This is a genomic window from Rhodococcus opacus (genome assembly GCF_012396235.1).
In the GTDB taxonomy this organism is placed as follows: Bacteria; Actinomycetota; Actinomycetes; order Mycobacteriales; family Mycobacteriaceae; genus Rhodococcus_F; species Rhodococcus_F opacus.
In genome coordinates this window covers 49,181-69,238 of sequence record NZ_JAAXPA010000025.1, presented here as the reverse complement: position 1 = coordinate 69,238, position 20,058 = coordinate 49,181, and the positions used below count along the sequence as shown (strand labels likewise).

Genomic DNA, 20,058 nt, shown 5'->3' with positions numbered 1-20,058 from the left:
AAGCTCGTGCGCCTTTCCGGTAGTGGGAGCTACCGAAAAGGCGCACGAGCGCGGAGCGCCTACTACTTGGGCAGGGCTGCCTCGATGGCCTCGACGACCTCGGGGGCGTCGGGTTCGGTGCGGGGACGGAACCGGTTCACGACGGTGCCGTCGGGTGCGACGAGGAACTTCTCGAAGTTCCACTGGATGTCGCCCGCGGTGCCCTCGGCGTCGGCGGCCTTGGTCAGTTCTTCGTAGAGCGGGTGCCGGTTCTCACCGTTCACCTCGATCTTCTCCAGCAACGGGAACGTGACGCCGTAGGTGGTGGAACAGAAGGTCTCGATCTCTTCGGCGGTGCCGGGCTCTTGACCCATGAACTGGTTGCACGGGACGCCGATCACGGTCAGTCCGCGGTCGGCGTAGTCGGTGGCGAGCTTCTCGAGGCCCTTGTACTGCGGGGTCAGTCCACACTTCGAGGCGACGTTCACCACGAGGACGGCGCGACCGTCGTATTCGCCGAGTGAGGTCGGCGTGCCGCCGAGTGTGTTGATGCCGATGTTCTGAACAGGTGTCGTCATGCGAACCAACGTAGCCAACAAACCTCTGTGCGCCCAGGCTTCGAATCGCGCGGGCGCACAGAGGTTTACTTCGGAGTGGGCATCAGCTCTTCACGAGAACCCGCGGCTCGTCGGCGGCAGGGGTCTCGGTGACCTGCTCTTCGACGACCTCGCCGTGGCCGTCGTCGACCATCGTCGACTCGTCGAACGGGAGCTTGCCGTCGAGGACGGTGCGGACGCGATCGTTGTCGATCGTGTTGGTCCAGGAACCGACGAGCAGGGTGGCGACAGCGTTGCCGGAGAAGTTCGTGACCGCGCGGGCCTCGGACATGAACCGGTCGATACCGACGATGAGGCCGACGCCGTCGAGCAGTTCGGGACGGTGGCTCTGCAGGCCGCCCGCGAGGGTGGCGAGCCCGGCGCCGCTGACTCCGGCAGCACCCTTGGACGCGATGATCATGAACACCAGCAGCGACAGCTGCTCGGGGAAGGACAGCGGCTGGCCCATTGCGTCGGCGATGAAGATCGACGCCATGGTCAGGTAGATGGCAGTGCCGTCGAGGTTGAACGAGTAGCCGGTGGGGACGACGACACCGACGGTGGTGCGCTCGACGCCGACGTGTTCCATCTTCGCGATCAGGCGGGGCAGTGCGGACTCGGACGAGGACGTGGCGAAGATCAGCAGGTACTCACGGGCCAGGTACCGGACCAGCTTGAAGATGGAGACGCCCGCGACGACGCGGAGCACGGATCCGAGGACACCGAACACGAAGATCAGGCAGGTCAGGTAGAAGCCGAGCATGAGCGTGGCGAGCTGGACGACGGCGCCGAGACCGGTCTGGCCGACGACGTTCGCGATGGCACCGAAGGCACCGATCGGTGCGAGCCACAGGATCATCGACAGGATCTTGAAGACGAGCTTCTGCACGGAGCCGACAGCGCGCAGGATCGGCTCACCCTGCTTGCCCAGGGCCTGCAGTCCGAAGCCGACGAGCAGCGCGACGAACAGGGTCTGCAGCACGCTTCCCTCGGTCAACGCCGACATCAGCGACGTGGGGATGATCGACTGGAGGAAGTCCATGGTGCCGCCGGCGCCGTGGGCCTTCTCGGCGAGCGCCGCTCCGGTTCCCGCGGTGTCGGCGCTGATGTTCAGGCCGGAGCCCGGGTTGAGCAGGTTGCCCACCAGCAGGCCGATGCCGAGCGCGACCGTCGACATGCCGATGAAGTAGGTGAGGGCGAGTCCGCCGACCTTGCCGACCTTGGCGGCGGCCTTCACCGATCCGATGCCGAGGACGATCGTGCAGAAGATGACCGGGCTGATCATCATCTTGATGAGGTCGACGAACATCGTGCCGAGCACGCCGAGCGACTTGCCGACTCCCGGAGCCAGCCATCCGACGAGGACGCCCGCGACGACGGCGACGATGACCCCCATGTACAACCAGTGTGTCCGGTCGCGCTTCTTGGTCTTCCCTGTCGCAGTACTCATGGGATTGTCCTCCAATTCGAGTGGCAAGCTGATCGGTGAGGCCGGTTAGTGACCGCGATCACGTCTTGGAAGAATCTTCTAAGCGATCGCTTGGCTGGAGAAGTTTGTGTTCATTACGTTCAGGAGAAATGCATTGCCGCACCATCCGCCGAGACGGCCCATGAGCGTCGCGAGGCAGCTCTTCCTCCTGCAGCTCGTCGTGTTGGTGCTGGTCATCGGGGCCGGGACCGCGCTGGCCATCGTCGACCAGCGTCGCGACAGCGACGAGACCACCCGACGCGCCGTCACGGCCGTCGCCACCACGCTCGCGATGTCGGACGGCACCGTCGAGGCATTGCGGTCTCCTGACCCGACGGCGGTTCTCCAGCCCCAGACCGAGCAGATCCGTGCCGCGACCGGCACCGATTTCATCGTCGTGATGACGCCCGCCGGTATCCGCTTCACCCACACCAACCCGGAGCTGATCGGTGGTGTGTTCTCCGGGAACATCGACCGCGCCCTCCGCGGGGAGACGTTCACGGAGACGTATGCCGGTTCGCTCGGACCGTCGATCCGGGCCGTGGCCCCGGTGTACGACGGCGACCGGATCGCGGGTCTCGTGTCCGTCGGCGTCACACGCGAGAAGATCGGCGACCAGTTCGCCGCGAGCCTTCCGACCATCTTCGCGGTCGCCGCGATCGGTCTGGCGGTGTCGGCGGCCGGATCGTTCCTGCTGAGCCGGCGCCTGCGCCGTCAGACGCTGGGGATGGCACCGGACGAGCTGCGGCAGATGTACGAGCATCACGACGCCGTCCTGCACTCGATCGGCGAGGGCCTGGTGGTGCTCGGCCGCGACAGCGGTGACACCGCGAGGGCCGAAGTGGTGAACGACGAAGCACGCCGCCTCCTCGATCTCCCGGAGGGGCCCGTCCCGGTGGCCGCGCTGCCGGAGTCGTTGCGGCAGTCGCAGGACGACGATTCCCGGGACGAGGTGCACGTGACCCCCGACCGCGTGCTGCTCGTCAGCCGGGAGCCCGTGACGTGGGAGGGACGGCGTCTCGGGACGGTGCTGAACCTGCGCGATCGCACCGAATTGCAAAGCGTCATGGGCGAACTCGACTCCGTGCGCGGATTCGCGGAATCGCTGCGGTCGCAGGCCCACGAATCGGCGAATCGTCTGCACACGATCATCACGATGGTCGAATTGGGCCGCTACGACGACGCGATCGCGTTCGCCACCGAGGATCTACGGTTGTCGCAGGAATTGATCGACCGCCTGATGACGGCGGTGCACGAACCCGCCCTGGCCGCACTGCTGCTCGGCAAGGTGGGTGTGGCCGCCGAACGGGGAGTCGACCTGACCGTCACCGAAGACACCGCCCTCGGACCCGTCGCGCCGCTCAGTGCGCGTGAACTCGTCACGCTGGTGGGTAATCTCGTGGACAACGCGATCGACGCCGCCCGCGGTGCGACGGAATCCCCGGGAGAGGATGCGTGGGTGGAAGTGACCGTCCGTCAGGAGAATTCGATGATGGTGGTGCGGGTGGCCGACAGCGGCCCCGGTATTCCCGCCGACGAACTCGACAAGGCGGTCACGCGCGGCTATTCCACCAAGTCGGGTCAGCGCGGGCTCGGGCTGGCGTTGGTGGCCCAGGTGGTGGCGCGGCACGGCGGGACGATCCACACGGAGCCGTCGCTCGGATCGATGATCGTCGTCGAGATCCCGATCGAGGGGGCCGCCCCGTGATCCGCGTGATGATCGTCGAGGACGAACCACTCATCGCCGAGGCGCATCGCGCGTACGTGGAACGCATTCCGGGCTTTTCGGTCCACACCGTCGTTCACGACGGCAGCAGCGCCATGCGCGCGGTCGCCGCCGCGAACGGCAGCGACGACCCCATCGACCTCGTCCTCCTCGACATCGGCCTGCCGGATGCCAGCGGACTCGACGTGGCGGCGGCACTGAGCGGCGTGCGACCGAGTCCCGACGTGATCGCGGTGACCTCGGCCCGCGACCTCGAGATGGTCCGCACCGCCGTGGCGCGCGGTATCGCGTTGTATCTGCTGAAGCCGTTCACGTTCGCGGCGTTCCGCGACAAACTCGAGCGGTACCGGGAATTCCGCGACGCGCTGCCCGCCGGAAGCAACGCGCTGAGTCAGCACGACATCGATCGGGCGATGTCCGCGCTGCGCACCTCCGACGAGCGTGCGGCGTCCCCGAAAGGCGTTGCACCTCAGACACTCGACCACGTCTCCGCGTGCATCCGTGACGCTGCCGGACCGCTGACGGCGGCCGAGGTGGCAGCCGACATCGGTGTCTCCCGGGTCACGGCCTGGCGGTATCTCGAACGCCTCGCCGACGACGGGGTGCTCACCCGGCACACCGAGTACGGCCGGGCGGGGCGCCCGCAGATTCGGTACGCGCTGCGCTGACCCCCGTAACGAACCGGCGGCGCCACGCGAGACAGTGAGTGGGGCGAAGTAATTCCTGTCGGGGACGATGCAGGGAGAACACATGAAGACTCACGTGGCGGCATTTCTGACCGTTGCGGCTGCGACCGCACTCACTGGGTGCACTGGAAGCGACAACGCGGCAGAATCCGCCGCCTCCCCGGTCCCACAGGCCGCTTCTGCCGCAGAAGTACACAGCGGGCCGTGTCTCGACCTCGATTCCGCACTGGTCAGCGACGCGTTCGCGACGCTCGGCAATGCACCGGGTGGCGATCCGTGGGTACCCGGAACCGCGTCCGATGCCGCCGGCGAGGACTGCCCCACGCTGCTGTGGGCCACGGCGGAGACACCCATGGGAACGGTGAGTTCGCCGACCCAGGTGCTGTTCTTCCACGACGGCACGTATCTGGGCACCGCGACAGCCGAATCGTTTGCCTACACCGACGTGGTCGGATCCACCGACGCCTCCGTCTCGGTGCAGTACAGGTGGCTCGGCGAGCAGGACGCCAATTGCTGCCCGTCGGGCGGACCTGCGGTCGTCACCTACTCCTGGGACGGGTCCAGGGTCGTCATGGAGCAGCCGTTACCGCAGGAGATGCTCGACTCGTACAAGTGACATCCGACTATCACTGCGGCGCAACAGCATTGACATGGCACGGGAGGGACTACCGGAGAGGGTCGAGAAAAGCTCCGCCAGAGGTTGTGGCCTGCATCACATCGGTGGACGATTGGAGAGGAGTCACCTCCGGCTCGCAGTAACTCAGTCAAGGACCTTCACATGTCTAGCAGAATTGCCACCACACTCGCCGCAATCGCAATGACCCTGTCACTCGGCGCTCTCGCCGCCCCCGCAGCTGTCGCCGCACCGCTCGCTCCCGCACCGACCCCGGCAGTCGGTTCGATCGCCGTCTGCCTCAACTTGCCACTGGGGTCGGCCAGCATCAGCTTCTGCATCTGAGCCGTGAGAGGCGGAAAGCCCCCTCACACTCCGATTTCCGCCTCGCCCGCCGATGCTTTTCACACGCCGAGATATCGCATCCTCGGCGCGGGTGCCGCCCGTACCTACTCGCCGATCGTGTCGAGCACCCAGGCGAATTCGAACGCTACTTCTTTCCACTTCTCGTAGCGTCCGCTGACACCGCCGTGCCCGGCGCTCATCTCCGTCTTGAGGAGGAGCGGCGAGTCGCCGGTCTTGGTGGCGCGCAGTTTGGCGACCCACTTCGCCGGTTCGACGTAGAGCACCCTGGTGTCGTTGATGCTGGTGATCGCGAGGATCGCCGGGTAGTCCTTGGCCTCGACGTTCTCGTACGGGCTGTACGAGCGCATGTATTCGTAGACCTCGGGGTTCTCGAGCGGGTTGCCCCACTCGTCCCATTCGATGACGGTCAGCGGCAGTGAGGGGTCGAGGATCGACGTCAGCGGGTCCACGAAGGGCACGTTGGCGAGGATTCCGGCGAACAGTTCGGGTGCCAGGTTGGCCACCGCACCCATCAGCAGGCCGCCTGCGCTGCCGCCGTCGGCGATCATCTGCTGCGGCGTGGTGCGTCCGGTGTCGATCAAATGCTGTGCGCTCGAGACGAAGTCGGTGAAGGTGTTCTTCTTCGTGAGCGTCTTGCCGGTCTCGTACCAGTGCCGGCCCATCTCGCCGCCGCCACGCACGTGCGCGACCACGAACACCACTCCGCGGTCGAGCAGGGACAGCCGCGCGACGGAGAACGCGGGATCCATGCTGGCCTCGTACGATCCGTACCCGTAGAGGAGGGTCGGGGCGGGGTCGTCGACGCCGTTCGTCTTGCGCCGGACGATCGAGAGCGGGATGCGCGTCCCGTCCTCGGCGACGGCCCAGTCGCGTTGCTGCTCGTAGTTTCCGGCATCGAATTCGCCGAGCACGGGTTGCGACTTGCGCAGGGCGAGTTCACCCGTCGACAGCACGTAGTCGTAGACCTGGCCGGGCGTGATGAACGACGTGAACGCCATCCGCAGTGTCGGCTGCCGCCATTCCGGGTTGGCGCCGAGCCCGACGCTGAAGAGTTCCTCGTCGAATTCGATCTCCGTGAACTCGCCGTAGCCGTCCTCACCGAGCGGCCAGATAGCCAGCCGGGTCAACGCTTCGCGGCGGTAACCGAGCACGAGGTGGTCGGCGAACGCGTCGACCTCCTCCAACCGCACGTCGGAGCGGTGCGGAATGAGGATGGTCTGCGACGTCGGGTCGGACACCGGCGCGTCGGCGAGCACGAAGTTCTCGGCCTTCTCACCGTCGACGACGTCGTTGTGCATGATCAGGAAGCGGTCTTCCCCCGCGACGACCGCGTGCTCGACGCCGTACTCGACGCCCTCGCGTCGCGGCAGCACCACCCGGAACTCGCCCTCGGGGTTCTCCGATTCGAGCACCCAGCCTTCGCTGGTGATCTTCGACCCCACCCAGATCATGAGGTACTTCTCGCTCCGGGTGGACCCGACCGACACCCAGAACCGCTCGTCCGGCTCGTGGAACACGGTGACGTCCTGCGCACGGTCGGTGCCGAGCTTGTGCCGCCACACCGTGTCGGGACGCCAGGAGTCGTCGACGGTGAGATAGAAGACGTGACTGTGGTCGATGGCCCAGGTGGCGCCGGGCGCGGTCTCGGGGATTTCGTCGGGCAGCAGTTCGCCGGTCACGAGGTTCTTGAAGCGCAGCGTGTACCGCTCGTCGCCGACCACGTCGACCGAGTACGCGAGGAGCGTGCCGTCGTGACTGAGGGAGAAGGCGCCGATGGAGAAGAAGTCGTGACCCTCGGCCTCGGCGTTGCCGTCGAGTAGCACCTGCTCACCGGGGAGTTCGACACCCGGAGCCAGTTCCGGCGGGGTCCAGTCGTCGGGGCCGTCGATCGGTGCCCGGCACTGGACGCCGTACTGCTTGCCCTCGATGGTGCGGGCGTAGTACCACCAGTCGCCCATGCGGGTGGGAACCGACATATCGGTTTCCTGCGTACGGGACTTGATCTCCTGGAAGATCTGGTCCCGCAGCGGCGCGAGATGCGCGGTCTGCTGCTCGGTGTACGCGTTCTCGGCCTCGAGGTACGCGACGACTTCGGCGTCTTCCTTGTCGCGCAGCCACTCGTACTCGTCGACGAACGTGTGACCGTGGTGGACGCGTTCGGTGGGAACCTTCTTCGCGACCGGCGGGGTGAGTTTCGCGCCTTCGGAGGTCATGTCTCAGCCCACCCAGTCCGCGAACGACAGACCCGAGATCCGCTCGTACGCTTCGATGTACCGCTCGCGGGTCGCCTCGACGATCTCCGCGGGCAGCGGCGGCGGCGGAGTGTCGGACGCGCGGTCCCAGCCGGATTCGGGGCCGGTGAGCCAGTTGCGGACGAACTGCTTGTCGAAGCTCGGCTGCACCTTCCCGGCCTCGTACCCGTCGGCCGGCCAGTACCGGGACGAGTCGGGGGTGAGGACCTCGTCGGCGAGAATCAGGTTGCCCTGCGGGTCCAGTCCGAACTCGAGCTTGGTGTCGGCGAGGATGATGCCCCGGTCCGCGGCGAAGTTGGACGCCCGGCCGTAGATGTCGAGGGTGTCGTCGCGCAGCTTCACGGCCAGGTCCTGGCCCACCTTCTCGACCACGGCCTCGAAACTGATGTTCTCGTCGTGCTCGCCCAGCTCGGCCTTGCTGGCGGGCGTGAAGATCGGGTCGGGAAGCTGGCTCGCCTCCACCAGCCCCTCGGGCAGTGCGACGCCGCACACCGCGCCGGTCTCGTTGTAGTCGATCAGCCCCGACCCCGTGAGGTAGCCGCGGGCCACGCACTCGACGGGGACCATGTCCAGCTTCCGGACCACCAGCGCGCGGCCGAGAACCTCTTCGGGGATCCGCCTGTCGTCGGGTTCACCGGCCAGATGGTTGTTGCCACCGAGGACGCCGAAGAAGAAGACGCTCATCGCGGTGAGCACCCGCCCCTTGTCCGGGATCGGGGTGCTGAGGACGTGGTCGTAGGCGGAGATCCGGTCGCTCGCGACCAACAGAAGGTGCTCGTCGTCGATCGTGTAGAGGTCGCGGACCTTGCCACCGGCCAGATGGGCGTATGAATCGAGTGAGGGGCGCACGGTGACCCAGCCTATCGGTCGGGCACCGACCGGCGGCCGCTGACCTTCGAGCTGGGGAGACATCCCGCCGTCGACTTCCCCGTCATCTCGTCGCGCTCGACGAGGACATCGAACTGCAAGTGGAGGCGCAGCGGCTTGGTGATGGACTGCGCCAGGTGAGCCGGTTCCCGTCGAGCGCCGGGTCGGTGAGCGGGACTTCCTCAGCGGCCCCACGACACCGGTTCAAGCGCGTCGTCGGGACCAGCCCCCACTCCTACCGCGCGGCGTCCGCGGATCCTCGGCGACCGTGTAGCGGCGTCGCGGGCACAGCCGCGGAACACTTCGTCTCCCGTTGTCGTTACCGTTGGTCAGGAACTCTTGTGAGCGCGGTAACCGGAGAAGGTGGGTAATGGCGACGGACACGACCCCGGTCGACGTCGGGTTCCGTTCGGAACGCGGACCGATTCTCGTGTCACTGATGCTCACGACGTCGCTCGTCGCGCTTGATGCGACCATCATCTCCACCGCCGTCTTCACCATCGTCGGGGACCTCGGCGGTTTCTCCCAGTTCCCGTGGCTGTTCTCGATCTACCTGCTCACGCAGGCCGTGTCGGTGCCGATCTACGGCAAGCTGGCCGACATCTTCGGCCGGAGGCCGGTGATGCTCCTGGGCATCGCATTGTTCGGCGTCGGCTCGGTGCTGTGCGGGATCGCGTGGAGCATGCCCGCTCTCATCGCGTTCCGCGCGGTGCAGGGTCTCGGCGCCGGGGCCGTCCAGCCGATGAGCATGACCATCGCCGGAGACATCTACACCCTCGCCGAACGTGCCAAGGCCCAGGGCTATCTGGCCAGCGTGTGGGGCATGTCGGCGGTGATCGGCCCGACCCTCGGCGGGGTGTTCTCCGAGTACCTGTCGTGGCGGTGGATCTTCTTCGTCAACATTCCTCTCTGCCTGCTCGCGGCGGTGATGCTGATCCGCAACTTCGACGAGAAGCGGGCGCGCACCCAGCGGTCCATCGACTACGCCGGCGCCGGAATCCTGGCAGTCGGGGCGACACTGCTCATCCTCGGACTCCTCGAAGGCGGGCAGGCCTGGGCGTGGAGTTCCCCGATCAGCCTCGGCATCTTCGCGGCGGGTGTCGTGTTCCTCATCGTCTTCGTCCTCGTGGAACGGCGCGCCGCCGAACCGGTGCTGCCGCTGTGGGTGTTCACCCGGCGGGTTCTCGCGGCGAGCAGTCTTGTCTCACTGCTGGTCGGGGCCATCGTCCTGGGCCTGACCACTTACGTGCCGACCTTCACCCAGGGCGTCCTCGGGACGGGCGCCCTGGTGGCCGGGTTCGCGCTGGCCACCCTGACCATCGGCTGGCCGATCGCCGCGTCGCAGTCCGGGCGCGTGTACCTGCGCTTCGGCTTCCGGGTCACGGCCACCGCGGGCAGCCTGCTGGTCGTGGCGGGCACCGCTCTCACGTTGAGCCTGTCCATCGACTCGGCGGTGTGGCAGGTGGCGATCTGCTGCTTCGTCATCGGCGGCGGCATGGGTCTCGTCGCGAGCCCCACCCTCATCGCGGCGCAGTCGAGCGTCGACTGGTCGGAGCGCGGCGTCGTCACCTCGACCAACATGTTCGCCCGGTCCATCGGCAGCGCCGTGGGGGTCGCCCTGTTCGGCGCCCTCGTCAACGCGCGACTGGGCGGCGCCGACAACCCCGCCCCGGCCGACCTGGCCGGCGCCCTGCATCTGGTGTTCGTGGCCGCCCTCGGCGCGGCCGTCGTACTCGTCGTCGCCGCGGCGGCGATGCCGAAGTCTGCCGCCGCGCCGGAGGCCGAGCCGAGCGCACCGACGTCCGAACCGCCGGCGGTGAAGGAGTGACCGTGCCCGACCCGTGCGTCGACGTGCTCGTCGCGTCGTATCTCGAGCAGGACCTGGTCGACAGGATCGCTGACAGCGACCCTCGGGTCCGGGTGTCGTACGCACCCGACCTGCTCCCCCGGCCTCGATGGCACAGCGATCACGTCGGGGTGCCGCGTGATCTGACGGCCGTCGAGCACGACCGGTGGTCGTCGATGTTGCGGACCGCGGACGTGATGTTCGACTTCGACTGGCGGCACCCCGAACGCACCCTCGAACAGTCGCCGAATCTGCGATGGATTCAGGCGACGTCCGCGGGCGCCGGGCAACTGATCGAGAAATTCGGGCTGTCGCGCGCTCCGCTGACGGTGACGACCGCCGCGGGAGTCCACGCCGAACCGCTGGCGGAGTTCGCACTCGCCGGCATTCTGCATTTCGCACGCGGCCTCCCCCGGCTGATCGCCGACCGGCAGACCCGGACCTGGCGCAAACAGGAAACGACCGAGCTCGCGGGACGCCACGCGCTGATCGTCGGCGCCGGCAAGATCGGCTCGCGCACAGCGGAACTCCTCCGGTGCTTCTCCGTCACCGCAAGCGGGGTGGCCCGCACCCCGCGCCCCGCAGGCGCCCCTTTCGACAGCATGACCACCACGGACCGGATCGCCGAGCACCTGCCCGCCGCGGACATCCTCGTGATCTCCTGCGCCCTCACCGACGACACTCGTGGACTGATCGGACGCCGGGAACTCGCCGCCCTCCCCGACGGCGCACTGGTCGTCAATCTCGGACGGGGACCGATCATCGACGAAGACGCTCTCGCAGAAGCACTGTCGACGGGACGGCTGGGCGGGGCGGTCCTGGACGTCACCACCACCGAACCCCTCCGAGACGATTCGCCGTTGTGGACGGCCGACAACGTCATCCTCAGCCCGCACAGCGCCGCCAACGTGCCGTCCGAGAACGCGAAGATCGTCGATCTGTTCGTCGAGAACCTCGGACGCTACCTGTCGGGTGACGCCACGCTGATCAACGAGTTCGACTTCGACGCGGGATACTGACCGCACAGAGCGGCCGAAGCCGCTACCGTGGGTATCCACCATGACCGACCGTGACCTCGTCGACCGGATCGACCGGCTCGTACACGACCAACTCGCGAACCACGACCACCGATCCGGGCACGACTCGAACGTGAACCAGGACCCGTGCCCGCACTGCGGACGCGAATGGCACGGGCTCGCGATCACCGTGCGCGTGCAGCAGATGCGGCACGCCCGGGCTCTCGACCCGAAGTACAGCCACGCCCACGACCACAGCCGGGTGCTGTGCGCGGGTTCCCCGTTCATCGGCCCGATGCCCGAAGAGGTGCTGATGCTCGGGGGTTTCGACGTGCACGCCGCCTGGCGGGACATGGTTGCAGCGGCACGGCAGGCGCCCGATCGGATCGAGCAGCCCGACCCGTTCGACGCGTATCGCACCGTCGGTCCGCCCGGAGACGAACCACCGGCCGTCGGCCTCGCCGGCGGATGCGACCGCGCGTCGTGGCACTGCCCGCAGTGCGGCGACCGAGCGCATTTCCTCGACGCCGGCCGCGAACCCAACGCCTTCGCGGTCGCGCTGCGCGCCTACGCCGCGCACATCGCTTCGGCGCACGACCCATCCGTGGACGACGGGGACGACGCGTCCGCGTTCTCCAGCCGGTGGGCCCTCCCCACCCGCGGGGTGCTCTGGGACAGCCGGCACACCGTGATCGGACGATTCGGGCCCGGCGGCAGCACTTTCGAACCCGGCACCACCGCCCGCGACCTCCGCGGCTTCGGCGGTCCACCGCCCACCCGAGCCTGACGGGAGGTCACCGACCTGACCACCTCTCGGAGAGCGCCGGCGAACGGAGACCCCTGATGGACGCCCGCGACGCACAGTCGACGCAACGCACTGCGCGCCGCCGGACGGACACGCCGCGGTGGTGGCGGTCGGCGACCGGAATCGTCCTCACCGCCCTCGTCGCGTTCGTCTGCGCTGCGACGCTGGTGATCACGATTCCGATCGACCCGGTCTTCCCGTACGTCGTGCTGGCTGGTTTCGCCCTGCTCATTCTCGGTGCCGTGTGGCTGATCCTCGCCGGCGTGCAGCTGGGGCGGTACCGGTGGGATCGACGCATCTGCCTTGCGCCGGCCATGGTGGCTCTGACCGCGACCCTCGTATTCTTCGGTGTGCCTTCTGACCTCGGGTGGCGGCTGTCGGTGGGCGAACTGACCGCATACGCGCAGGCGTGCACACCGTCGTCCGACGACCAGCGGATCGGCCTGTACGACACCTGGCGCGTCGAGCCGCTCGACACCGGGTGCCACTTCTACCTCGAAGGCGGCCTGGTCAATCTTGTCGGAGTCGCTCAGCTGCCGGGCGGCACCGACAAGATCGGCCCACCCGAGCGTGACGGTGAGATCGGATATCAGCACATCGAATCCGACTGGTACCGCTTCGTCCAGATCTTCTGAACCGTGCCGGTCCACCGGTCGTGTGGGCGGGCGTACGACCGGACGGTCCCGGGACGTCTCTGTTCAGAATCCGGTAGCCGCGACGATGCGGGCCCCCGTGATGGCCTCGAGGAGGGCAGCATGGTCTCGGGTGTTCTGCTCTGCGTACGTTTCGGCGAATTCCGCTATCGCATGATCGAATTCGGTGTCGTCCCCGAGGTAGGCGGCGATCGCGATCCGGTCGCCGGCCCGCGCGTGCGCATAGGCGAGGACCCGTGCACACAATCGCCCGTACAGCATCATGACGGTGGGTGTCTGGGATTCGACCACCGCCGAACCCTTGCCGTCCCGCAGTTGGCGCACGTAGAAGTCCCGCTCGACGCCGTCGGGGCCCGCGCCACGTTCCCAGCCCAGGAAGATGTCGCTCGCGGCCTGCATCAGCCGCTGTCCGCTGACCACTCGCTCGCCCTCGGCAGCGAAGGACGGGCCGTCGACGTAACTCGACAGCACGGACGGACCCGCCTCCTTCACCTGCAGAAACAGCGGATCGTCTTCGTCAGCGCCCAGCATCAGAATGATCCAGGTGCGGGTGCCCACACTGCCGACCCCGACCACCTTGCGGGCAATTTGAATCATCCGGAACTGGTCGTAGAGCACGCGGTGGTCCCACCGCAGAGACTGCACATACACGTTCAGGCGATGCCGTAGGTCTCGGTACAACGATTCGAGGTCTTCGCCCGCATACAACTCCTCGACCGGCACCAGCAGAGGCGGGTTGCTGATGATCCGCCTCTCCCCGTCGACGACGGCGGTCAGCTTGGAGAGCGCTTGGACGCTGTCCCGGCGGCGCGCCTTCTCCAGAGCTGTGCGAGCGCGTTTCCTCTGCGACTTGTCCAGCTCGTCTCGAAGCCCCACGAGTTCCGCTGTGGGCTCGATGTGGGAGTACCAGACGCCCAGGTTTCCCAGTTGCGCCTGACTGGCCATGGTTTCGCGGTATTCGGCGGCGCAGGCACGGGTGATGTTCCTGGTCTTCTTGCTGCTGAAGCCGTTCTCCTGCGCCGCGATCGCGAGGCTCGCGACGAGGCGTTTGACGTCCCATTCGAAAGGACCGGGATGTGTCTCGTCGAAGTCGTTGATGTCGAATGCCAGCCGACGTTCCGGGGTGGCGAAGATTCCGAAGTTACTCAGGTGCGCGTCGCCGCAGAGCTGCGTGCGCAGGCCCGTGGTAGGCGAGTGGGACAGATCGTCGGCCATGATCGCGGCGCCGCCGCGGTAGAAGGCGAAGGCCGTCGCCGCCATGCGCCCGTACCGGATCGGAACGAGTTCCGCGACTCTCTCCGTCGCCTGCTTCTCGAGGAGGCCCACAGGGTCGCGCCGATCGGCTACACGGTGTTCCGCGAGCGCAGCCGGCGGGGTGTCTCGGCGGGCGTCCGCCCCTCGTTGTGCGCGCTCGGTCCGGCTCGGATGTGCCACCGGTTCGTCGTGTTCCGCGGACATGGTTGTCTGCCTTCCTCGAGTGACGCGATATGGCCTGGTTACCGCCAATTTTCCGCCGGTCGGAGGGTATTGGCAGCACAGCGTTTCGGCAGTGGAGTCCGAATGCAGCGCAGGTCCGCCGGGTGACGATTCAGACGCGCTACGTGCGGATCACTTGGCGGTGCTCTTGCGGGGCCGCCCACGACGCGCGGTCTTGACCGGTGGCGGACTCGCCGTTTCCGGTTCCGCGTCGGCGGTCGACTCTTCGGACGGATCGTCCCGCCAACTGATTTCGATTTCGATCTCGGTCTCGTCGCCGTCGACCTCTATCTCGAGCTCCCACCGGACCCGGTCGGCGACGACGATTTCGATCGAGTCGCCACCCGAGCCCAGCTCCACCTCGGAGCCACTCGCGAGGGCCTGTCCGAGCGCGATGAGCCGGTCGGACACCTCTTTCCGGGAGAGCTCGGACTTCCTCTTGATCTCCAGCTTGGGCACGGCGACTCCTGACCTCGGGGCAGTGTCTCATCACCGTAACTGCCGCGCGACCGGTTGCCGGATCGAACCGAGAACAAACCACCCGGTGGCCGAAATACGGGGCTCCGTCCCCGGATCGGCAATTGCACAAGCATCCGCCGGGGCGATCGAAGAACGGCGGAGTGTCTCGATCCTCGATCCATCACGGAGTAGGGGCACGACTGTCATTCAGGAGATGTGCGGGCTCTCCGCTGCGGGCGCATCCCAGGCTGCCGGTGTGCGTTCTGCGTACTTTCGTGCCTCGTCCATGAGCGTCCGCGCGGGTGGCGTGAGATGGGTTCGCCGGCAGACGGCGGCGATGTGCAAGTAGGACTCGGGGACGATGCGGTGCACGGTGGCGCCGGCCTGCCGGGCCGACGGCGCCCACGACGACGGCATGACGGCCTGCCCGAATCCGCTGAGGACCATCGGCAGGATCGAGGTTCGGTGGGCGACCTCGGCGACGATGGTGGCGTCGACGCCGCTGGCGAGGACCTCGTCGACGAGGGTTCGCATCAACGATCCGCGCTGCGAGACGATGAGTCGAAATCCGGACAGTTCCGATCTCCGAATCTCCGGGCGGCTCGGCGTCTCGGCGCCCGGTCCGGATAGGAGGATCAGCGGCTGGCTTTCGAGTTCGACGACGTCGAGTTCGGGGGCACGCACCTCCGCGGGTGAACCCAGGATCCCGACTTCGCAGACGCCGGTGCGCACGGCGTGCAGCACCTCTTCGGGGGTGAACGCCGCCTCGGCATTGACGGTGACCGAAGGATAGGTGCGACTGAAGCTGGTGAGGATCGTGGTGAGGGGTTCGATCCCGGGTGACGGCATCGTGATCAGGTCCACGCGACCGGCGCGCAACCCTTTCAGCGCATCGACGGATGCCTTCGCATCCTCGAGATCACGCAACACCACGCGGGCCGGACCGACGAGCGTTTCGCCGGCGTCACTGAGCACCAGCCGGCGCCCGACGCGGTGAAAGAGCGGCACCCCGAGTTCACGCTCCAGTGCGGATATCGACTGGGACAGCGAGGGCTGCGCGATCAGCAGTGTTTCCGCCGCACGGTTGACACTGCCCTGATCGACCACAGCCAGGAAGTACCGCAACTGACGCGCGTCCATCCGAACCCCTCATTCCCGTCGATGTGCGGCCGAACCCTCGAGCGGTGCTCTCGGCGACCGCCGCGTGGACACTCACTCTACCTGCGAAAACACGACTCGATTAGGTGAAACCTATAAGCCGGATCGACTCTTGGTCATGGACGCTGCGTGATTGTGACGGGTTAATGAATGCATCACACACTGTGACGAGCACAACACGATGGAGGCAACGACATGGCACCGCAGACGTTCACGATTGCATCGATCCCCGCCGACGGCGTCGGCAAGGAGGTCGTCGCTGCCGGACGGCGCGTGCTCGACGTCCTCGCAGAACAGTCCGGTGGGCGTTTCGCCTTCGAGTGGGAAGAATTTCCCTGGGGATGCGGGTACTACGAGCAGACCGGGAAGATGATGGCCGACGACGGCCTCGACACCCTGCAGGCATTCGACGCCATCTACTTCGGTGCGGTCGGATGGGAGAACGTCCCCGACCACATCAGCCTCTGGGGGCTGCGGCTCAACATCACCCAGAACTTCGACCAGTGGGCCAACGTCCGCCCGGTGAGGTTCCTCCCCGGCGTGCAGTCCCCGCTGCGCAAGGCCGACGACACCGAACTCGACTGGGTCGTCGTCCGGGAGAACAGCGAGGGCGAGTACGCCGGCCTCGGCGGACGTAACCTCAGCGGCCGCGGACCGGGCAACGAGGTCGCACTGCAGACCGCGCTGTTCACCGAGAAGGGCTGCGAGCGCATCATGCGGTTCGCGTTCGACCTGGCCCGCACCCGCACCGTGAAGAAGGTTTCCAGCGTCACCAAGTCCAACGCCCAGCAGTACGGCATGGTCCTGTGGGACGAGGTCTTCCACCGCGTCGCCCTCGACTACCCCGACGTCGCGACCGAAAGCGTCCTCGTCGACGCCATGAGCGCCAAGTTCATCCTGCACCCGGAGGATCTGTCCGTGGTGGTGGCGTCGAATCTCAACGCCGACATCCTCTCCGACCTCGGCTCCGCGCTGGCGGGAAGCCTCGGTATCGCGGCGAGCGCGAACCTCAACCCGGAACGACGCTTCCCGAGCATGTTCGAACCCGTTCACGGTTCCGCACCCGACATCGCGGGCCAGGGCATCAGCAACCCGATCGGCGCGATCGCCAGCGCCGCCCTGATGCTCGACCACTTCGGGCTGCACGACGAGGCCCGCCGTGTCGAAGCCGCCATCGAGGCCGCCACCGCGAGCGGAGCACTGACCCGCGACATCGGCGGCTCGTCGGACACCGACGCCGTCACCGAGGCGATCGTGCACGCGCTGCAGACCGCGCTGACCCCGGCCTGACCGCCATCCACAGTTCACAGCCGGCCCGACTCGGCAGGATCTGCCGGGTCGGGGCCCACCCCTCGAACGGTCGGTAACTCTCGGCCACCCCCGTCTTCACACCTGAACACTCTCACCCGAGGTGAATGTCATGGAAACACCAAGCAGCGCAGCGAGTTACCAACCGGCGACTGTGAAGAAACCTTGGTACAGGCAACTGTACTTCTGGGTTCTCATCGCGATCGTGCTCGGCATCCTGGTCGGGTGGCTCTGGCCGGACACCGGCGAGGCGATGGAGCCGATCGGCACCACCTTCATCACCGCGATGAAGATGCTGATCTGCCCGATCGTGTTCCTGACGATCGTCGGCGGCATCGCGAGTGTCGCGGATCTGAAGAAGGTCGGGCTGACGGGAATCAAGGCGCTGACCTACTTCCAGGTCGGGACCATCCTCGCGCTGCTCACCGGTCTCGTCGCGATCAACGTCTTCCGCCTCGGCGACGGGGTGAATGCCGACGCCGCCTCGCTGGAAACGACCGACTCCGCCAACAAACTGATTCAGACCGGTGAAGAGAAGCAGTGGTGGGAGTTCATCACCCACCTGGTCCCGGACAGCGTGTTCGGCCCGTTCGTCGAGGGTGACATCCTCCAGGTCATCTTCCTCGCCGTCATCTTCGGTGTCGCCATCAACGCGGTGGGCCAGATCGCCGCACCGATCCGGGATGCCGTCGAACGCCTCACCGCGGTGGTCTTCAAGGTCCTGAGCTTCATCATGAAGCTCGCACCCCTCGGTGCGTTCGGCGCCATGGCCTTCGCCATCGGCAAGTACGGTGTCTCCACCCTCACCAGCCTCGGCAGCCTGATCCTGCTGTTCTACGTCACGTCCGCGTTCTTCGTCTTCGTGGTCCTCGGATCGGTCATGGCGTACCTGCGGCTCAACATCTTCCGGATGCTCGGCTTCTTCAAGGAAGAACTCCTGCTCATTCTCGGCACCTCCACTGCCGAGCCCGCGCTGCCCGGTCTGATGCGCAAGCTGGAGTACGCCGGCGTCAAGAAGACCACCGTCGGTCTCGTCGTGCCCACCGGCTACAGTTTCAACCTCGACGGGGCAGCCATCTACCTCTCGCTCGCCGCGCTGTACATCGCGCAGGCCACCAACACCGACCTGACGATTCCGCAGCAGCTCGGCCTCCTCGGCGTCATGCTCCTCACCTCCAAGGGGGCCGCAGGTGTCGCCGGAGGCGGGTTCATCGCGCTGACAGCAACATTGAGCACCCTTGGCACCATCCCCGCGGCCGGCATCATGCTCATCTTCGGTATCGACAAGTTCATGTCCGAATGCCGCGCCCTGGTGAACTTCATCGGCAACGCCGTCGCCACCCTGTTCGTCGCCAAATGGAACCACGAACTCGACGTCGACCGTGCCCGCCGCGTCTTCTCCGGCGAAGTCCTTCCCCCACCCGACGGTGACGTCGAGAACGACTTCGACATGGAGATCCTGGAACAGGAACCACGAGACAAGCACCACCACATGATCGAGGAACCGGACGCTGTCCACATCGACCACGAACGGCTCGACCCCGCGGCGACGACGCCCGCGCACTCCACCCAGCGATGACCGCATCCGCACTGCACACGAGAAAGGAAGGCCGATGAGGGTTCTGGTTGCCCCGGACAAGTTCAAGGGCTCGCTCTCCGCAGCAGCTGTCGCCGAACATCTCTCGGCCGGCCTCGCTTCGGCGGGAATCGACAGCAGGCGACTTCCTCTCGCCGACGGAGGCGACGGCAGCGTCGACGCGGCGGTGGCGGTCGGATTCACTCCGCACCCCGTCACGGTCGCCGGCGCAAGGGGAACACCCCAGCGCGGACGCATCGCCGTCAACGGCACCACCGCGGTGGTCGAAGTCGCCAACACTTGCGGACTGGCCACCCTCCCCAGCGGGCGCACCGCTCCCCTCGACGCCTCCAGCCTCGGATTCGGCCAGGCCATCGGGCACGCCCGCCGCCACCACCCGCGCCGCCTCGTCCTCGCCCTCGGCGGCAGCGCCGGTACCGACGGCGGAACGGGGATGCTCGCCGCCCTCGGGTTCACCTTCTCCGACAGCACGGGACGACCCCTGCGGGCGTGCGGGCGAACCCTTCCCGAGGTCGCGACGATCGATTCCTCCCGCGCGGTGAACCTGTCCGGAATCGAGATCGTGATCGCCGGCGACGTCACCAACCCGCTGACCGGACCGCACGGCGCCGCCGCCGTGTACGGCCCGCAGAAAGGCGCCACCGAAGCGGACGTGCGCTACCTCGACTCCGGCCTCGACAACCTCGTCGAGGTGTTCACCCGCAGCGGCTACCCTCAGGCGCGTGCGGTGGCCGACTCCCCCGGCGCCGGCAGTGCCGGTGGGATCGGATTCGCCGCCATGCTGCTCGGCGCGCGCATGGTCTCCGGCGCCGATTACTTCCTCGACCTACTCGATTTCGACGGCTGTCTCGCAGGAATGAACCTGGTGATCACCGGCGAGGGCAGCATCGACGAGCAGACCGAACACGGCAAACTGCTCGCGGTCCTGGCCCGCCGCGCCCATCCGGTCCCGGTGATCGCCGTCGCCGGCCGTAGCACTCTGTCCCGGAAGTATTGGGCTCCTGCCGGTTTCGGGTACATCCATTCCCTCGGCGACTACACCGACCGGAACACCGCCGCCGACCCGGAGCTGACCGGCGAACTCCTCACCCGCATCGGGCGTGACATCGGCCGGGGCTCGCTTCTGCACAACGAAGGACCACGATGACTCTCACCGACATCCACTCGCTGCCGATGTCGACTCGGCG

Annotated in this window: 18 protein-coding genes; 11 read left to right on the top strand and 7 right to left on the bottom strand. The window is 67.0% G+C overall.

All coding sequences use genetic code 11. The features are described from left to right. Nucleotides 1-62 precede the first annotated feature (62 nt). Entirely contained in the window at nt 63-557 is a 495-nt protein-coding gene (locus HGB39_RS27625; RefSeq protein ID WP_005254833.1) for a glutathione peroxidase, read from the bottom strand. Between the two features lie 82 nt (nt 558-639). Next, complete coding sequence (locus HGB39_RS27620; RefSeq protein ID WP_005254834.1) at nt 640-2,025, bottom strand: C4-dicarboxylate transporter DctA; 1,386 nt, start codon at nt 2,023-2,025, stop codon at nt 640-642. A 160-nt stretch (nt 2,026-2,185) separates the two neighbouring features. Between HGB39_RS27620 and HGB39_RS27615 the strand changes: the two genes are divergently transcribed. The 4 genes from HGB39_RS27615 (at nt 2,186) to HGB39_RS27600 (ending at nt 5,413) form a co-directional block, all read left to right on the top strand. Next, nucleotides 2,186-3,751, top strand: coding sequence for a sensor histidine kinase (locus HGB39_RS27615; protein WP_064080082.1), 1,566 nt, complete (start codon nt 2,186-2,188; stop codon nt 3,749-3,751). Further along, on the top strand, nt 3,748-4,437 hold the full coding sequence (locus HGB39_RS27610; protein WP_005254836.1) for a response regulator: 690 nt from the start codon (nt 3,748-3,750) through the stop codon (nt 4,435-4,437). The genes HGB39_RS27615 and HGB39_RS27610 overlap by 4 nt, the downstream gene beginning before the upstream one ends. An 82-nt stretch (nt 4,438-4,519) precedes the next feature. After that, complete coding sequence (locus HGB39_RS27605; RefSeq protein ID WP_064080081.1) at nt 4,520-5,071, top strand: LppP/LprE family lipoprotein; 552 nt, start codon at nt 4,520-4,522, stop codon at nt 5,069-5,071. 162 nt (nt 5,072-5,233) lie between these two features. Continuing rightward, entirely contained in the window at nt 5,234-5,413 is a 180-nt protein-coding gene (locus HGB39_RS27600; RefSeq protein ID WP_005244417.1) for a hypothetical protein, read from the top strand. Nucleotides 5,414-5,517: 104 nt separating this feature from the next. On the opposite strand, the gene HGB39_RS27595 is transcribed toward HGB39_RS27600, so the two are convergent. Both HGB39_RS27595 and HGB39_RS27590 read right to left on the bottom strand, forming a co-directional pair. Next, nucleotides 5,518-7,647 carry a S9 family peptidase gene (locus tag HGB39_RS27595; protein WP_064080080.1) on the bottom strand — a complete coding sequence of 710 codons (2,130 nt, stop codon included), beginning with the start codon at nt 7,645-7,647 and terminating at the stop codon, nt 5,518-5,520. Nucleotides 7,648-7,650: 3 nt separating this feature from the next. Beyond that, a complete protein-coding gene (locus tag HGB39_RS27590) occupies nt 7,651-8,535 on the bottom strand; it encodes a phosphoribosylaminoimidazolesuccinocarboxamide synthase (RefSeq protein WP_064080090.1) in 885 nt (294 codons plus the stop codon). Nucleotides 8,536-8,923: 388 nt separating this feature from the next. Here HGB39_RS27590 and HGB39_RS27580 point away from each other — a divergent pair, with 388 nt between their 5' ends. Genes HGB39_RS27580 through HGB39_RS27565 form a run of 4 tightly spaced genes read left to right on the top strand, consistent with a single transcriptional unit; the run spans nt 8,924 to nt 12,855 of the window. Further along, complete coding sequence (locus tag HGB39_RS27580) at nt 8,924-10,381, top strand: MDR family MFS transporter (RefSeq protein ID WP_005254841.1); 1,458 nt, start codon at nt 8,924-8,926, stop codon at nt 10,379-10,381. Then, nucleotides 10,378-11,418, top strand: coding sequence for a D-2-hydroxyacid dehydrogenase (locus HGB39_RS27575; protein ID WP_005566430.1), 1,041 nt, complete (start codon nt 10,378-10,380; stop codon nt 11,416-11,418). The genes HGB39_RS27580 and HGB39_RS27575 overlap by 4 nt, the downstream gene beginning before the upstream one ends. A gap of 40 nt (nt 11,419-11,458) precedes the next feature. Further along, nucleotides 11,459-12,202, top strand: coding sequence for a hypothetical protein (locus tag HGB39_RS27570; protein WP_054245765.1), 744 nt, complete (start codon nt 11,459-11,461; stop codon nt 12,200-12,202). A 56-nt stretch (nt 12,203-12,258) separates the two neighbouring features. Then, on the top strand, nt 12,259-12,855 hold the full coding sequence (locus tag HGB39_RS27565; RefSeq protein ID WP_240482695.1) for a DUF1129 domain-containing protein: 597 nt from the start codon (nt 12,259-12,261) through the stop codon (nt 12,853-12,855). A gap of 63 nt (nt 12,856-12,918) precedes the next feature. On the opposite strand, the gene HGB39_RS27560 is transcribed toward HGB39_RS27565, so the two are convergent. The 3 genes from HGB39_RS27560 to HGB39_RS27550 form a co-directional block, all read right to left on the bottom strand. Then, nucleotides 12,919-14,331, bottom strand: a complete 1,413-nt coding sequence (locus HGB39_RS27560) for a DUF2252 domain-containing protein (RefSeq protein ID WP_054245739.1) — start codon at nt 14,329-14,331, stop codon at nt 12,919-12,921. A 150-nt stretch (nt 14,332-14,481) separates the two neighbouring features. Continuing rightward, nucleotides 14,482-14,808: an amphi-Trp domain-containing protein gene (locus tag HGB39_RS27555; protein ID WP_005254847.1), complete on the bottom strand. Its 327-nt coding sequence runs from the start codon at nt 14,806-14,808 to the stop codon at nt 14,482-14,484. A 207-nt stretch (nt 14,809-15,015) separates the two neighbouring features. Further along, nucleotides 15,016-15,948, bottom strand: coding sequence for a LysR family transcriptional regulator (locus tag HGB39_RS27550; RefSeq protein ID WP_064080079.1), 933 nt, complete (start codon nt 15,946-15,948; stop codon nt 15,016-15,018). Nucleotides 15,949-16,161: 213 nt separating this feature from the next. Between HGB39_RS27550 and HGB39_RS27545 the strand changes: the two genes are divergently transcribed. From HGB39_RS27545 to HGB39_RS27535, 3 genes are all read left to right on the top strand, one after another. After that, on the top strand, nt 16,162-17,256 hold the full coding sequence (locus HGB39_RS27545) for a tartrate dehydrogenase (RefSeq protein ID WP_064080078.1): 1,095 nt from the start codon (nt 16,162-16,164) through the stop codon (nt 17,254-17,256). Between the two features lie 130 nt (nt 17,257-17,386). Then, a complete protein-coding gene (dctA, locus tag HGB39_RS27540; RefSeq protein ID WP_043789728.1) occupies nt 17,387-18,853 on the top strand; it encodes a C4-dicarboxylate transporter DctA in 1,467 nt (488 codons plus the stop codon). Between the two features lie 34 nt (nt 18,854-18,887). Further along, nucleotides 18,888-20,018, top strand: coding sequence for a glycerate kinase (locus tag HGB39_RS27535; RefSeq protein WP_064080077.1), 1,131 nt, complete (start codon nt 18,888-18,890; stop codon nt 20,016-20,018). Nucleotides 20,019-20,058: the final 40 nt, after the last annotated feature.

Excerpts from the sequence above, each read along its gene's own strand:
- HGB39_RS27605 (WP_064080081.1), top strand. The coding sequence starts at position 4,520 with ATGAAGACTCACGTGGCGGCATTTCTGACCGTTGCGGCTGCGACCGCA.
- HGB39_RS27565 (WP_240482695.1), top strand. The coding sequence starts at position 12,259 with ATGGACGCCCGCGACGCACAGTCGACGCAACGCACTGCGCGCCGCCGG.
- HGB39_RS27600 (WP_005244417.1), top strand. The coding sequence starts at position 5,234 with ATGTCTAGCAGAATTGCCACCACACTCGCCGCAATCGCAATGACCCTG.
- HGB39_RS27625 (WP_005254833.1), bottom strand. The coding sequence starts at position 557 with ATGACGACACCTGTTCAGAACATCGGCATCAACACACTCGGCGGCACG.
- dctA (WP_043789728.1), top strand. The coding sequence starts at position 17,387 with ATGGAAACACCAAGCAGCGCAGCGAGTTACCAACCGGCGACTGTGAAG.
- HGB39_RS27535 (WP_064080077.1), top strand. The coding sequence starts at position 18,888 with ATGAGGGTTCTGGTTGCCCCGGACAAGTTCAAGGGCTCGCTCTCCGCA.
- HGB39_RS27560 (WP_054245739.1), bottom strand. The coding sequence starts at position 14,331 with ATGTCCGCGGAACACGACGAACCGGTGGCACATCCGAGCCGGACCGAG.
- HGB39_RS27595 (WP_064080080.1), bottom strand. The coding sequence starts at position 7,647 with ATGACCTCCGAAGGCGCGAAACTCACCCCGCCGGTCGCGAAGAAGGTT.
- HGB39_RS27550 (WP_064080079.1), bottom strand. The coding sequence starts at position 15,948 with ATGGACGCGCGTCAGTTGCGGTACTTCCTGGCTGTGGTCGATCAGGGC.
- HGB39_RS27580 (WP_005254841.1), top strand. The coding sequence starts at position 8,924 with ATGGCGACGGACACGACCCCGGTCGACGTCGGGTTCCGTTCGGAACGC.
- HGB39_RS27545 (WP_064080078.1), top strand. The coding sequence starts at position 16,162 with ATGGCACCGCAGACGTTCACGATTGCATCGATCCCCGCCGACGGCGTC.
- HGB39_RS27620 (WP_005254834.1), bottom strand. The coding sequence starts at position 2,025 with ATGAGTACTGCGACAGGGAAGACCAAGAAGCGCGACCGGACACACTGG.
- HGB39_RS27570 (WP_054245765.1), top strand. The coding sequence starts at position 11,459 with ATGACCGACCGTGACCTCGTCGACCGGATCGACCGGCTCGTACACGAC.
- HGB39_RS27615 (WP_064080082.1), top strand. The coding sequence starts at position 2,186 with ATGAGCGTCGCGAGGCAGCTCTTCCTCCTGCAGCTCGTCGTGTTGGTG.